This is a genomic window from Pricia mediterranea (assembly GCF_032248455.1).
In the GTDB taxonomy this organism is placed as follows: Bacteria; Bacteroidota; Bacteroidia; order Flavobacteriales; family Flavobacteriaceae; genus Pricia; species Pricia mediterranea.
The window spans coordinates 1,616,254-1,631,650 of record NZ_JAVTTP010000001.1; the positions used below are offsets into that span (position 1 = coordinate 1,616,254).

Genomic DNA, 15,397 nt, shown 5'->3' on the forward strand with positions numbered 1-15,397 from the left:
TAATTGACAAAGGAAGTGCATTAGTCCACAAAAACGTTGGGTTCGATTGAGAATTCAAAAGATTCCGGGAGGAGGTTAAAATCATGAGCTTACTTTAATAAGAGAAATGGAATTCTCGGGAGCAATGGACTTTATCTTTCCGAAGCAGAATCATGGAGTAGGCTACCTAAAATTGCAATAGGACATGATTCCCCTACGGTTATCGGATTTTGAATCTCTTTTGATATTTTTGAACCATTAAAATACTCCAAAACAGGACAATCAAGCCTTTTATTGAATTGAATAACGTAATACTGAGCTATTTCTTTACCCAGAGGTCTCTGTTGTTAAATCAATCCGTAGTGAGCTTACTCTCCCACCAAGTGGCGTTCGGCTCGAAATCCTCGGACAAAAATTTCAATCGTTCGGCTTCGAGCCTGGGCATGAGAATTTCGATTTTCTCTCGATGCAGCCTTTTTGCCAGCTCGGGATTATACTTGGTGTCTTTCCGCGGAAAACGGGCGTTGTTCTCTTGAAGAAAAGCCTGCAATTTATCACCCAACCGCTCGGTTACGGCCGGATTAGCGTCAGATATATCCTTTTCTTCTTTGGGATCGACTTCCAAATTATAGAGCTCCCTCTTATCATCTTCATAATAATGGATCAATTTCCACTTGCCTTCCCGAATTATGGACGAGGGATTTCCTCCTTGGTTGCCGTAATGTGGATAGTGCCAGAACAGGGCCCTGTTTTCCAAACCTTCTCCTTCGAACAGTGGTTTAAGGCTTACGCCATCGACATGTTGTTCGGGTTTTAGCGGGATATCGGTCAAATCGAGCACTGTGGGATAAAGATCGGCCCCGGTCACGGGATAGTCTATCGAAGTTCCGTTCATCAATCCAGGTACTTTTATAAAGAATGGCTCCCTGATCCCTCCTTCCCATTGATAGCCCTTGCCGCCACGAAGGGGAAGGTTGGTGGTCGAAAAAGCATCCCCGGAAGCTACCCCGCCATTGTCGGAAGTGAATATTACAATAGTGTTTTCGTCCAGCCCCTGTTCTTTAAGACCGTCAAGGACGAGCCCGACGGCATCGTCCATTTGGGCAACGAGTCCCGCGTAAATAGGATTGTCCTGTACGATTCGTATGGGCAAGACCCGTTCCATTTCGTAACCTTGGTCCTTGATACCCATTTCTTCGGCCTTGTTCCGATATTCACCCCACTTCTTTTCCGTAGTTTGGATCGGGCCGTGTACCGCATAGAACGAAAGATAGGCGAAAAAAGTGCTGTCCTTGTTCTTTTTGATGAAATCCACGGTCTCCTTGGCGAGTCGCATCGAGAGGTTCTCCCCTTGTTCCCTGTTATTCAGGTTCGGGTTCTCCCATGGCGAGAAATAGCCTCCTATTGGACTCCCAACGTCCCAACCGCCCTTGTTGATATCGAAGCCATGGTCTTTAGGCCAAGAACCCTCTCCTCCCAAATGCCACTTCCCTGCAAAAAAGGTGCGATATCCGTTGGCCTGCATGGCCTCCGCCAAGGTCGTATCCTGCGAGGGCAAATTGTGGACATACTCCGCCGGAAGCAATTTGTCGTTCCGACCGCGGTCGCGCCAATCCGTTCCCGATGCCGCCCCTATCCAGTCGGTAATGCCGTGCCGTGCCGTAAACTGCCCCAGCATGATACTCGCGCGGGAAGGACTGCATACCCTGCTGGCGGCATAGCCCTGGGTAAATATGGTGCCTTCATTGGCGATTCTGTCGATATTCGGAGTTTCATAATACTCGCTTCCGGTAACGCTCAGGTCGTGCAATCCTAAATCATCGGCCAGGATGAAGACAACGTTCGGTTTCTTACTCTGCGAAACCGACCCTTTTTCTTTACAGCCTGAAACAGCCATTATACTCAGCAGTAGGCTCCACACCAGCATTCCTCTTAAATTCATGTTCGGTCTTATCATGGGTCCGTGGTTTTAAGTTGGATGGATCTTCTTTTCAAGAGTCTATGGTCAAGAAAGAATAATTCGTTATCGGAATATTTTTAATGTTATGCACACTTTAAAGTACCGCTTTAATTTATAGTATCCCTCCCATTAAACGGTGATTTTCACCCAAGCAGTGTATGAATGAGGCTTTGTATAAAAAGCTAAACAGAATAGACTTTATAACTTAGCGATTTCACTATGGGTGGAGCGGAAACGTAAAAACTGTATCTCACCGTCATTTTTAATTACCATGACGATTTTCGAATTGTTCGTACTATTAAGTTGACATAAATGCTTCACCTCTCCTTTTAACACAATACCACTAGTTCTCATCGGTACTGCCTTGAAACTTTTACCTTTCTTAACCACTTTCAAATAAAGACCGTAGCTCGCATCGTTTCTCGGGGTTTCAACTTCCGATCCATATAAATTTCCTGCCATAATAATATCTGGGCTTCCGTCCTCATCAAAGTCATCTAACAGGATACTGTTTACCGATGACAATTGTGCTTCCATAGGCAGAGGTGTTTTTTTAAAAATGCCGTCACCCTCATTTAGATAGTAGGTAGAGGCAAATGTTCTGGCGGCGTAATGCAGTGCTTTTTCCAGACTTCTCTCACCATAAACCTCTTTAAGGGTCGCCTTGCCAAATGCATCGTAGCTTTCAAATTTCTTCTTGATAAACGGCATTTGCTCTGAAGTACATTGCCTACCCCTCAACGGAAAAAGGTCACCACCGTTATAATATCCGAGGACGATATCCAAATCACCCGAACTGTCGAAATCCTCAGCGTAAATTTCAAATGGTTCTTCTTGGGTCGCCTTGTATTTGTAATTAAGTCCGAGATTTCCGCCCATTAGGTCTATGTCTCCATCTTTATCAAAGTCGGATGCTGCGATGCTATACCACCAACCGGTCTCCTCGGCAAACCCAAATGAGCTTGTCTTGTCTTCAAAATACCCGCCTTGATTTATCATGACTGTGATAGGCATCCATTCGCCTACTAAGATGAGATCTATCAATTTATCTTGATTTATATCCGTCCAGACCGCATCGGTGACCATGCCAACTTTTTGTAAATGGGGAGCCTTTTTTTCCGTTACATCAACGAACGAAACAAAATCCTCCCTACTTCTATTTTCGAGCAAGTAACTATCTGCAGGTTGTGGGTATTTACCTGGCGTTTGTCGCCCTCCGATAAACAAATCCAAATCACCATCTGAATCAAAGTCAAAGGGCTTTACCCTAGAACCGCTAGCGGTAAATTTCGGCAGGGATTGAACTGAACGCGTGAAAACTCCCTCCTTATTTATATATATTCTGTCTTGATAATATTCCGAGTCCGTCTTTAATTCGTTACCTCCGCTAACGATGTAAAGGTCTAGGTCACCATCTCGATCGGCATCAAAAAAAGCAGCACCTACATCTTCATACTGCGATTCACGCTCTAGACCAATTTGTCCATGGGAAGTAAAGGTCCCGTCATTATTTTGCAAGTACAAAGTGCCTGCAAATCCCATGGAACCACCGACAAAAAAATCGTCCAAACCGTCATTGTTGACATCTCCGACAGCTACCGCCGGACCTTGTTCTGACATTTTGTGAGGTAGGAGGCTCTCCCGTTCAAAGTCGTTGAATTTATTTTCTACATGAACATGGCTCAAAATTTTGTCGGTAATATCTTCAAAAAGAGGGATGTCATCTGATTGATGCGAATCCGTTTTGGTTGCATTACCGTATTCTAGGACCAAAGTTTGATTTGGTTGTACCGTGTTAATTTCCTGGGAAGAACCATCCGGCCATAAAACCTGCAACATTTGGATGTCTTGCGCGCTACCTAATCCGAAATGAATTGTAGGCGAAATGGCAGATTGAAATCCACGCGTCAGATATTGCTCCCTCATTTGCACCGCATCGTCCATGATTATTTTGACCCGAGCACCTATACCTAATGTGTTGCCAATAGGCCCTTTTAATCGAATTTTCAGAAAATTATCCTTGTTGATACGGTTGCTATTGTTTTCATATATCTGGGCATAATCGTCCATATTATTAACGACTATGTCTATATCCCCATCATTGTCAAGATCGGCAAAAGCCGCACCATTTGCACTCGTTTTTAAAGAATCCAGACCAAGTCGTTCGTTAATTTTAGAAAATGTAAGATCGCCCTGATTCAAGAAAAAATAATTGCTCTTTTTTCTTGTTGGCATTTTGGTCATCATATTATTAATATAGGCTTCTTTGTCTATGGTTTTTTTCTTTGACAGCTCATTTCTTACCTCTTTATGATACTCGATAAAATCATTGTTCCTGAAATCCCGTTTGATTCCGTTGCTCACGAATAAATCCTGAAGGCCATCGTTGTCCATATCGAAGAATAGCGGACCCCAGCTCCAGTCTGTACTAGAGATTCCCGCAATTTGAGCGGTTTCCGAAAAAAAAGGACCTTTTCCGTTGATCGTGCCATTATTGGTTTGCAGTGTATTAAACATGTATTGATGGTGCAGACCCAAATCCACATGGTCATAAAATCGTTGTACGTTCATGCCGCTCATGCTAGTCTTGATGCCATAATTGTCCTCGGAAACCATATCGACGCTCATCACATCCAACCAACCGTCATTGTTATAATCTGCTATATCATTTCCCATAGAAAAAAAGGAAATGTGCCCCATCGCCTCATTTACTATTTCAGAGAAAGTGCCATCTTGGTTGTTCAAATAAAGATGGTCCTTCCCAGAAAAATCATGGCTAACATACACATCTGGCCAAGTGTCGTTGTTCACATCGCCAACAGCGAGTCCTAGCCCGTAGCCCAGTCTGTTATTTATAATTCCAGTCTCCTCGGTAACGTCAACATAATTTCCATCATTATTGCGATATAAGCGCTCTCCACTGAGTTCACCTTGCGTGTTCAGATATTTTTCGAGCTTGTCGTCCCCGTATGTGTCCACGTCGTGATTTATCAAAAACATATCTAAGTCTCCATCGCGGTCATAATCAAAAAAACTCGCCTGTGTAGAGAATTCGGCTATGTCTAAATTATATTGCGCAGCACTTTCCTGGAATCGTGGTATGCCATCTTTGCCCGTTCCGATATTGACATACAGTTCGTTACGTCGCTTGTCGGGGTCTTTAAACTTTCCCGAACTGCAAACATATATGTCCAAAAGCCCATCGGAATTAATATCAACAGTTGTTACCCCGGTCGCAAAAACAGAAGCTCCTCCAACCCCGGCTGTTTTAGTAACGTCCTTAAAATTTAGTTTCCCTTGATTTATGTAGAGCCGATTGGACTCAAGGTTGGAGATAAGGTAAATATCCTCGAATCCATCATTGTTGAAGTCTCCCGCGGCAACCCCCCCTCCGTTATAATAATACTCATAGAACAGACCGTTCATGTAAAGGGTTTCTCTCAGGTCGTTTCTAAAGTCGATACCTGTTTGGGATACATCGGACAAAGAGAACAAAGGTATATCCTGATATATATTGGAGTCCTTTTTCTCAAGGCAGGATGTTGTCAGTAAAAGACAAGCCATTACAAGAATGGAAGCTACAATTCTTGGCCTTAACTTTATAATTCTATCCTTGCGTAAAAACTTGAAATTTTCAATGAGATATAAAATCACAGCATCCTAAACTATAGTAATTCTAGGCAAATTTCATTTATTTGACAATCAATATCCAGGATTTTGAGTGAGACTCCCTTCTGAAATCTCGATTTCTCTTTTCGGGACTGGAAGCAACACATGATGTTCCTGAATATTGGCGGCAGGAACCTCCATATGCGGATCTTCCACGTTACGAATCGTTTCTACAAAAATCCCCCATCGCAGCAGATCGTATTTTCTAATGCCCTCAAAGCCTAATTCCGTGGCCCTTTCTTTTCTTAGGGCTTCCCTGAACGATGCTTGACTAAGCCCGGACAATGGTGGAAGACCCGCACGTTTGCGGACTTCGTTGATAAAGGGGTAGGCATTTGCAGGCCCGTTCAATTCGTTTTCCGCTTCTGCGCGCATTAACAGAACATCGGAATAACGTATAACGTAGGTATTCTGGCTGCCGTTGTTGCCTTTTGGCGGATCTCCATCGGCATTAAGATATTTGCCAGTAATAGGTCCGGCACCGGGAGTTCTTGGCGATTCGAGTACATTCCCGTTAAGTTCGGTCACATAACTGATATCCTTTCTCAAATCACCTTCCTCAAACATGTTTAAATAATCCGTTGTCGGCAGCATGTTTTCCCAACCGCCCCCTACTGTATTCACACCTCCTATTTCCGTATCTCTTGAGGCTACCCAACTTTGTTTGAAGTCGTTACGTTCGTCTTGTTGAAATTGAATATCGAACACATTTTCATTCACTAGGGCCCCCTCATCATTCGGCATGAGGACATACTCAGCGTTTTGGCTCCATAGACTATTGTAATCTGCTACTAAGCCGAACATTCCCGAAGCGATCACTTCTTGGGCCCTTGTGTTGGCCGATTGCCATTCGCCCCTTGTCAGATGTACACGTGATAACAGCGCAGTTGCCGCCCATTTTGTGGCTCTACCCAGGTCTCCTCCTACATATTGCTCCGGCAGTACTTCGATTGCATCCGTTAGGTCTTGCTCGATGAATTGGTAAACTTCATCAGGTGTGTTTCTCGTGATGCCTTCCAGCTTTTCCGTATCCGTTACTACATCTGTTAATATCGGAACTCCACCGTACACACGAACTAGTTCAAAATAGTAATACGCCCTTAAAAATTTAGCCTCACCAACTAGTCGCTCCCGTAATGCTTTATCGTTCATTTCGATATCTGGAACGAAGCTTATCACTGTATTTGCCAAGGAAACACCTTCATAATTTTCTTGCCATAAGGCCGTGGCATCGCCATCTTCTGACGTAAGGTTGATAAACCATGATATAGGTCTCATATTATGTTGCCCTTGGTAGGCTATATCGCTTGGCGTAAAACCATAATAAAAGGAAATAATGCTACCGTCCAACCGGGTATAGGCGGCGGTCGTTGCCGCAATAGCATCTCTTTCGTTGGCAGGGAAGCTACCCGGCACTAAAAAATCTATAGGTTCTTCGGTAATGATGTCTTCACAAGATACCATTGCTATTGCAGCCATTGCTATCATTAGAATTGGTTTCTTCATCTCTGTGCAATTTTGTGATTAAAATGTTAGGTTCAGTCCAATCGTAAAGGAACGTACAGCAGGGTCCTGTGCCTGGTCGTAACCGCGACGTGTATTGCTATCCCCTCGATTGACTTCCGGATCGTATCCGCTGTATTTATCGAAGAGTAAAAGATTTGTACCGTTCACATAGACCTTTGCCGCCTGAATACCGGAAATGTTTTCAGTGGGAATATTATAACCCAAGCCAAGATTTCTTAGTCTAAGAAAAGAGCCGTCTTCTACGACCCCGCTCTCCGAAACAATCTCTGATCTAAATACCCCTCTAACTGAGGGGACATCGGTATCTGTATTGGACGGCGTCCAGCGATCAACGAATTTTTTCCGCACGTTATTGTCGAAAGCCGTATTGATTCTAGAGTCTGTTTCGTTGAAAATATCATTGCCAAGAACAAACGCCCAATACATTGAAAACTCGAACCCTTTGTAAGTTAGCGTGTTACTCATCCCTCCATAAAAATCGGGGTGGGGACTGCCGATTATTGTTCGGTCGTTTTCATCTATAATTCCATCAGGCACACCATCGGGACCACTGATATCCAGGTAGCGTTTACCTCCCGGAAAGACCCCTTGACCATCTGTTATTCCCGCTGCATCGATCTCGTCTTGAGAGTTCCAAATACCTTGACGTTTATATCCGTAGAAAACACCAATGGGCTCTCCTTCCTTTATCAATGCGGAAGGCGCATTGATAACCCCTCCGAAGCGATTGATCTCGCGCTCTCCATCTTCATCGGGAATGGATAAAACCTCATTCTTGTTGGTAGAAATGTTGAAACTGGTTTCCCAAGAAAATTCGTTTTTATCAATATTAATTGAATTCACTGCCAGCTCGAAGCCTTGATTTTCGATTGTTCCAAAATTTGTTGGGATACTAGCATTGGGAACTCCGATCAACCAAAGTATTTCTTGGTCGGCAAACAAATTTTCTGTCTTTTTTCGATAATAATCCAAAGTGACCTGCAATCTGTTCTTGAAAAAGGAGGCATCAATTCCAAGGTCTAGTTGGTCGGTAGTTTCGAACTCAAGCTCATCGTTGCCCAATCGGTTTAGTCCTATGCCATTGACAATATTACCACTGTTTCCAAATATATAGGTGAACCCGGCACCCAATCTGGCTAGAGATGTTCCGCCCGATGCGGGATTTCCCAATCTACCGTAACTGGCTCTTAATTTCAAATCATTAAATACATTGAGCTTTTCTACAAATGCTTCTCTGCCCGCGTTCCAAGCCACAGCAACCGATGGGAAAGCACCCCATTTACTGCCTTCCGCGAAATTGGACGAGCCATCTATCCTACCGTTCAAGGTTAAGCGATATTTGCGCATATAGGCATAATTCACGCGGAACAGATAAGATTCAACGCCGAATTTACTAGCATCCGAACGCGAATCAGAACGATCGGAACCTGCATCAATATTATTGTACTCGAAAAAGTCGGTTGTAAACCCACGAACGTCGACCCTGCTACCAGAATCGAATTCCTGCTGTCGGGTATAGCCCAAGAGCCCGTCCAAACTATGGTTTCCAAATTCTTTTCTGTAGGTTAAGGTCTGTTCCAATAGAACACTGAGAAATTCCCTATTTCGAATCGATGCGGTACCACCATCATTTGTCTGCTCGAACAATGTAGAAGGAGCATAATTTTCACTTTTGTCCAGTGCGATATCGGTCCCGAAATTCACTTTATAGATAAGATTTTTTATCGGTTCCAGTTCCGCATAAACAGTTCCCAATATTCTGGTCCCGGTATTAAGGTTAATGTTCTTGGCCGGGCCGCCCACAGGATTTTCCGCACTTAGCTCGCTACTCACCGTTTGGATGGTATACTCTCCGTTCTCATCGAAAATCGGTAATGTCGGAAAATAGCCGGCAATATTAATGATGTTGCTGCTTCTTGGTACTTCGGTAGTACGTGAAATGGTAACTGAATTGCCAATTTTGACAATGTCGTTTAGTTGATAATCACCGTTCAATCTAAGCTGATATCTTTCTAGGTTCCCGCCCCGGAATATACCGTCTTGATTAAAATAGTTGCCAGACACGAAATATCGAGCATTCTCGCTACCGCCAGAGGCTGATAATGTATGACTGACCATAGGCGCGCCCCTTCTATAGACCTCTTCTTGCCAGTTGGTTCCCTCCCCGAGTAATTCCGGATTCGGAAAAGCATCGGTACCCTGCACTTCATTTTGCCAAGCACCAAATTCGGCGGCATTTAAAACATCGAGCAACCGGGCAGGGGACTGAAAAGTGGTATAGGTGTCATAGCTCAATTTAGCCTTGCCCGCTTTTCCTCTTTTAGTGGTGATTAAAACAACGCCTGCGGATCCTCTCGAGCCATAAAGTGCAGTTGCCGAAGCATCTTTCAGAACCTCTACAGATTCAATATCATTGACATTGATGTCCGCAGAGTTCCCTGCACCAATCAGGCCATCAATTACAAACAATGGACTGCTGTTTCCTGTGAGGGAATTAGTGCCTCGAATTCGTATAGAAGCTGCCGCCCCGGGTTGCGAGGAAGTAGGCGTCACCTGCAACCCAGCGACCTTTCCTCTTAGGGCATCATCAAGACGTACCGTCGGTGTGGCCTGAATTTCCTCGGTTTTGATTGAGGATACCGAGCCGGTTAGATCCGATTTTTTAACCGTACCGTAGGCCACGACTACAACTTCATCTAATTGGGCCGCGTCTTCTTTGAGAGTGACATTGATTTCGGATTGATTGCCAACGGTAATTTCTTTGGTAAGAAAGCCGACATAGGATATCTGTAAGACCGCATCCGACGTTGAGACCTCAATGGTAAAGTTACCGTCAAAATCAGCTGTCACCCCGTTTGTGGTTCCTTTCTCCACAATATTTGCCCCGGGCAAAGCGGTTCCATTTTCATCCGTTACCATGCCGGTGATCAGTTGATTTTGGGCCGTGATGAATTGCGTAAAAAGTAATAGCAATATCGAAAGAGGATAGAGTATCTGTTGGTTCATACGAATTGTTTACGTCAGTTATAAAATTTGCTGGGTACTGGGCTGAATCGATGCAGAACCCTATCAGTATTGATTTTATCCGCTAGATTAATTTAAAACCTATGAATTATTAAAAATGATTTATTCCCTATATCCTTATTTAATTAATGATGTCGACGTAGGTAAGTGATATTTTAAAATAATTCAAGAGAAATTATTAAAACCAATCACCATAGAGTACATTAACAGGCCATCAACATATAGTACACATAGCTATATTGTGAGCTGAAATTGGAAGATAATAATTTTTGATCATTCTTAACAATAGTTTGTTGTCTAATCCGAAATTGAATTTTTCAACAACCTTAACCCATAATAGCGAAAAAAGACAAAAATATATCCGCGCATCATTCTAAACCCTTAACCTCAAGGCATTATTACCTCCAGAGCCGATCCATTCTTTTCCGGATATAAAGCGTTTTTATCCTTTAATTGATTGATAAGATTGGCAATCATTTCTTTTAATACGGCAGGTTTGGTGTTGGCTAGATTAGTAGTCTCAAAAGGGTCTTGATTTAAATTGAACAGTTCATAACGTGGGTTCCCATTTATTTGATAATGATAGACCACTTTACAACCATCTTTCACCAAGCTTGTGAAATAATCGGTACGATGCTCATGGGGAAAATGATTAAGAAAAGATTCCTTTCGAGATTTATTTTTATTACCTCTTAACTGTTTATTTAAATCAAATCCATCCAACGCATATCCATCTGGAGCGGATACTTCAGCAATATTGATAAGTGTGGGAAAAAGGTCTATTACGGTTCCCATTTGCTTCTGAACTGTACCTCCAGGTATTGGCAATGCCTTTTGCAAGGCAGATCCTTTGTTCGGTTTAACCCATGCAGCAATGAACGGAACTCGCATCCCACCCTCCCAATGCTTTCCCTTCTTTCCTTTTAGCGGAGCAGAACTTCCATAACCGTCTGGATTCTTTAGTGGGGCGTCGGAACCATTATCACCCATAAACATTATTATAGTATTTTCGCCTAATCCCAGTTTTCGAACGTGTCTCACTATATCTCCGAGTGATTTATCGATTCCCTCAATTAAAGTTGCATAAGCTTGAGCCCGTCTGTCTTTACCAGAATTTTGGTAATGATCTGCAAAACGGGAATCGGATTGAAAAGGAGTATGAACCGCATAATGGGACATGTAGAGGTAAAAAGGCTTACCATCCTTTGCGGCCTGTGTTATGGCTTCATTGGCTTCCTGTGTTAATGCTTCTGTAAGAAATACCTCTTTGCCCCAGTATTTTTTCAATCCCGGAACAGCTCTGCTTTCGTTTCCGCCAAGATTACCGAAACCATCTACACCATAATAGCTTCCAGGCTGGCCTATGGAGCTACCTGCAATATTGATATCAAAACCGAGATTAAGCGGGTCCGCTCCTTCATACTCAAAAGGTGCGAAATGAGCCTTACCCACATGTATTGTTCTATATCCTTTTAGTTTCAACAAACCAGGAAGCGTCACAGATTCTTTGTCTAGACCTGTCCAGTTCCAATTAGGCGGGCCATATGGGGTTTTGTTATTATTTTCAGATTTAATCCAATTGGTCGTTCGATGGCGGGCCGAATTTTGTCCGGTCATTATGGACACCCGAGTAGGCGAGCAGACGGAATGCGCATAAAAATTCGTGAATCGTATTCCTTGTGCCGCCAATTTTTCCATATTTGGTGTTCGATAGTAATCGTTTAAAGGATATTTGACAGGTTCACCACTTTTGTTAGCAATAAAAGGAACCGAAGTGTCCATCAACCCCATGTCATCCACCAAAAAGAGGATAATATTGGGTTTGTCTGAGGTTTTATCATTTTGTGCAAAGGATAATACCCCGCAAAACATAACTATTAGGAATATGGATTCTTTTACTATCTTCTTGGGACTTCTAATCCAATTAATTTTCATCGCTTGTCTCGTTTCTTTTAGATTCTTGCCTTTTGATAGATATCTTTTGTCAAGCTTTTTATTATGATTCTAATTCTATCCGTGTTTAGTCGTAACCCTAAAACTTCATGGAAGTTTATGCAACTAATTCCAAGTAAGAATGGACTATTAGAAATTAGCTATGCTACCTTGCATAAAAGGTCAAAATTAGCTACAATGAAAATAGTAGGGACAAAAGCTAACTTCCGTCCCTACTGCAAAAAAACTAACTCAACTCAAATTTATCACAATTAATCTAATAATCATTCTCAATCAGATTCCAAAGCCGTTTGTCTTAGCATTAACTAATCATTTACCTTTCTCAGAACGCACGGATTTTAGCCATGCCTCATGCAGCTCCAAAAGCTCATTCAGCTTTTTCGGATTAGAAGCTCCAAGATTGTTCTGTTCAGATATATCGTTGTCCAAATTTGTTAGGAATAATTTTGGCAGGCCTTCTTTTTGTTGATCCTTACCCTGTGGTTCCCGAACGTTGCCAATCAACTTCCACGGGCCTTTACGCACCGCCCATTGAGCAGTGCGGTCATCGTAGTCCCCTAGCTGCCAATATACCACATCATGTCTGGATTTGGTCTTTTCATCCAAAATAATCGGCATAAGGTTTTTACCATCGACTTTTTCTGTGACATCAGATCCCGTAAGGTCTGCGACAGTAGGAAACCAATCCATTTGGGTGACGAGCTGATTTCGTATTTGATTTGCAGGTATTTTTTGGGGATAGCGGATGATGGCTGGGACACGGATCCCTCCCTCGAACATACTGAATTTGCTTCCTCGATATGGGCCAGAATTTCCCCCACCCCAAAATGCCCTTTCTTCAAGGGAATGTCCGTGGTCGGATTGAAAAATCACTATGGTTTCATCCGTAAGTCCCTTTCGGTCCAGATGGTCGAGCACGCTCCCGATCGCTTCGTCTGTTTTGGACACGAAAGCGGCGTATTCTTTCCTTGGCGTCGGTAAGTCCCTGTAGTGATCCAACCATTTCGGTGTACCTTGATAGGGGTAGTGAGGTGAATTAAAAGCCCAATAAATAAAGAAGGGTTCATCTTTCTTTTTATCGATTACCTGTTTCACCTCTCCGGTCATCAAATCCATAAAATGTTCCCCGGCGTAATATACTTCATCGGAGTTTCTATAAAGATCGTGTCTGTTGGGTCCGTCCCAGAAGAAAAAATGGGAGTAGTTGTCAATGCAGCCTCGTTGATGGCCAAAAAAATAATCGAAACCCTGGGCGTTGGGAAGATTTTGTTTTCGATGACCTAGATGCCACTTTCCAATCAAAGCGGTATAATAATTGTTTTCTTTGAGCATCTCTGCCATTGTGATTTCTTCCGTAGGCAAACCGTACTGTCCGCTTTCTTCAGCACGTTCGGGAATAGGAACATTGTTCGGAAGTCCTGCGCGCAGATTGGTCTTTCCGGTCAGAAGTGCCGCCCGGGATGGGGAGCATACCGGTGCCGCTGCATAGAACTGGGTAAACCGTACCCCTTCCTTTGCAAGTCGGTCCATATTTGGGGTGTATAGGTCTTTGGCACCATAGGAGTTGAGGTCGATCGAGCCCTGGTCATCAGTCAAAATAACGATGACATTGGGTTTATTCGTCCTATCCTGTGAAAAAGCTGATAACGGTAAAACTAGAAAGGCCAAGGTCAATTTTGCTCGCAATAGTTGCTTGAACATTCTCATATATATTTTTGAAAATTTTTAATTTATAAAGGCCAAAAAATCAGGTATCGATATTTATATTAACTAATAACCGGGATTCTGCTCCAAGTTGGGGTTCAGCAGGATATCTCTGTCGGGTATGGGCCACAAATAATCCTTGGCGGGATTAAAATTCCGATTTTCTATCACATTACCATCTTGATCCAGACCATCTTGATTCATGACATCCTCCGCCGTTCGCCATCTAATTATATCCTGATAGTATAGTCCTTCTCCCGCAAACTCGATTCTTCTTTCCAATCGGACCACTTTGCGAAATTCTTCCTTATCCAGACCTGGCGATACATCTGGCATATCTACCGACTCCCTACTTCTGACTTGGTTGATGGCGTCATAGGCCCTAGTCGTAGGGCCGTTAAGTTCGTTCTCGGCCTCGGCTATGGTCAACAAAATTTCAGCATACCTGAACAATATCGGATTTATTTCGGATTGACCCGGCTTAGGGGTCGAGCTTACTACGTCATCCAACAAATACGTGTATTTTTTAAACGCATATCCGGTGAGGTCGGCAAAAAGCTCATCACCCGTTACTAACTCTCCATTTAGCATTGAACCAATAGTTATCAAAGTTTGGGACAATCTCGGGTCTCTATTAGCGAAAGGGTTTTCCGGGTCATAGAGGTTGGAGTCGAATATAGTTTGCCCATCGGCAACTAGATAGGCATCTACCAAATCCTTAAATACATTACCTTGCTGAAACAGCTCATTATAACGGTTCGTTATTTCGGGAAATTGAAATTCGACATCGAAAATTACCTCGTTGTTTCTTTCGTTCTCCAAAAGGAACAGTCCACGGTAATCAGGAAAAAGACTGTATTCGTTCAAATCGACGACCGCTTGTGCGGCGGCAAGGGCTTCGGCCCATTTTTCATTGTAAAGGGCCGATCTTGCCCGTAGCGCTAAAGCGGCACCTTTGGTCGCTCTGCCAGAATCGGTATTGGAATAGAAAACCGGTAAATCTACAACGGCATCGTCCAGATCGGCGTTGATGACTTCAAGTACTTCGGCCTTCGTGTTACGCGGCAGCTCGCCCTGTGTATTATTGTCGGGAGACTCCAATATTAACGGCACGCCCCCGTAATATTCGATTAAGTTATGGTAGTATAGTGCCCTTAAAAATTTTGCCTCTGCCTTGTACCGTATTTTTAGCTCGTTGTCCATCGGAACTTGATCTATATTTGCCAAAAACGTATTTGTTCTTCCTACACCCTCATATGCAGTTCTATAACGAGAATTGATTAGGGGAAGAGTGGGGTTGTTATCTCCGCGTGCAATCGACGACGCCCCACTTCCATCATCGATTTCAAATGAATTGGGTGTAATATCCTCAAGTTTCAGTAGCCAGGAACCCTCACCCATATATGGCCCGACCAATGTCTCATAGCATCCTGTGAGAGCCGCTGTGGCTTTGTCTTCAGAGGTCCAGAAAGTCTCAACGCTACTTTGGTCCGCTGGCTCTTTGTGCAATAGGTCCTTGGAGCAGCCTACGGAAAAAATAATACCGGAGGTTGCTATGAAGGTATATATAATTCTTTTCAT

Annotated in this window: 7 protein-coding genes; all 7 read right to left on the reverse strand. The window is 43.3% G+C overall.

Annotated elements, in window-relative coordinates:
• Nucleotides 1–331 precede the first annotated feature (331 nt).
• The 7 genes from RQM65_RS06760 to RQM65_RS06790 all read right to left on the reverse strand — a co-directional run bounded on the left by RQM65_RS06760 (nt 332) and on the right by RQM65_RS06790 (nt 15,397).
• On the reverse strand, nt 332–1,936 hold the full coding sequence (locus tag RQM65_RS06760; RefSeq protein ID WP_314013638.1) for a sulfatase: 1,605 nt from the start codon (nt 1,934–1,936) through the stop codon (nt 332–334).
• Nucleotides 1,937–2,137: 201 nt separating this feature from the next.
• Nucleotides 2,138–5,365 (reverse strand): VCBS repeat-containing protein, encoded by a 3,228-nt coding sequence (locus RQM65_RS06765; RefSeq protein ID WP_314013639.1) that lies wholly within the window; start codon nt 5,363–5,365, stop codon nt 2,138–2,140.
• Nucleotides 5,366–5,641: 276 nt separating this feature from the next.
• On the reverse strand, nt 5,642–7,114 hold the full coding sequence (locus RQM65_RS06770) for a RagB/SusD family nutrient uptake outer membrane protein (protein ID WP_314013640.1): 1,473 nt from the start codon (nt 7,112–7,114) through the stop codon (nt 5,642–5,644).
• A gap of 18 nt (nt 7,115–7,132) precedes the next feature.
• Entirely contained in the window at nt 7,133–10,141 is a 3,009-nt protein-coding gene (locus RQM65_RS06775; RefSeq protein ID WP_314013642.1) for a SusC/RagA family TonB-linked outer membrane protein, read from the reverse strand.
• A 405-nt stretch (nt 10,142–10,546) separates the two neighbouring features.
• The gene (locus RQM65_RS06780; protein ID WP_314013644.1) at nt 10,547–12,094 is read right to left on the reverse strand and encodes a sulfatase; all 1,548 of its coding nucleotides are present in this window, start codon (nt 12,092–12,094) and stop codon (nt 10,547–10,549) included.
• Nucleotides 12,095–12,421: 327 nt separating this feature from the next.
• Nucleotides 12,422–13,813: a sulfatase family protein gene (locus tag RQM65_RS06785; protein WP_314013646.1), complete on the reverse strand. Its 1,392-nt coding sequence runs from the start codon at nt 13,811–13,813 to the stop codon at nt 12,422–12,424.
• Nucleotides 13,814–13,882: 69 nt separating this feature from the next.
• Complete coding sequence (locus tag RQM65_RS06790) at nt 13,883–15,397, reverse strand: RagB/SusD family nutrient uptake outer membrane protein (RefSeq protein ID WP_314013648.1); 1,515 nt, start codon at nt 15,395–15,397, stop codon at nt 13,883–13,885.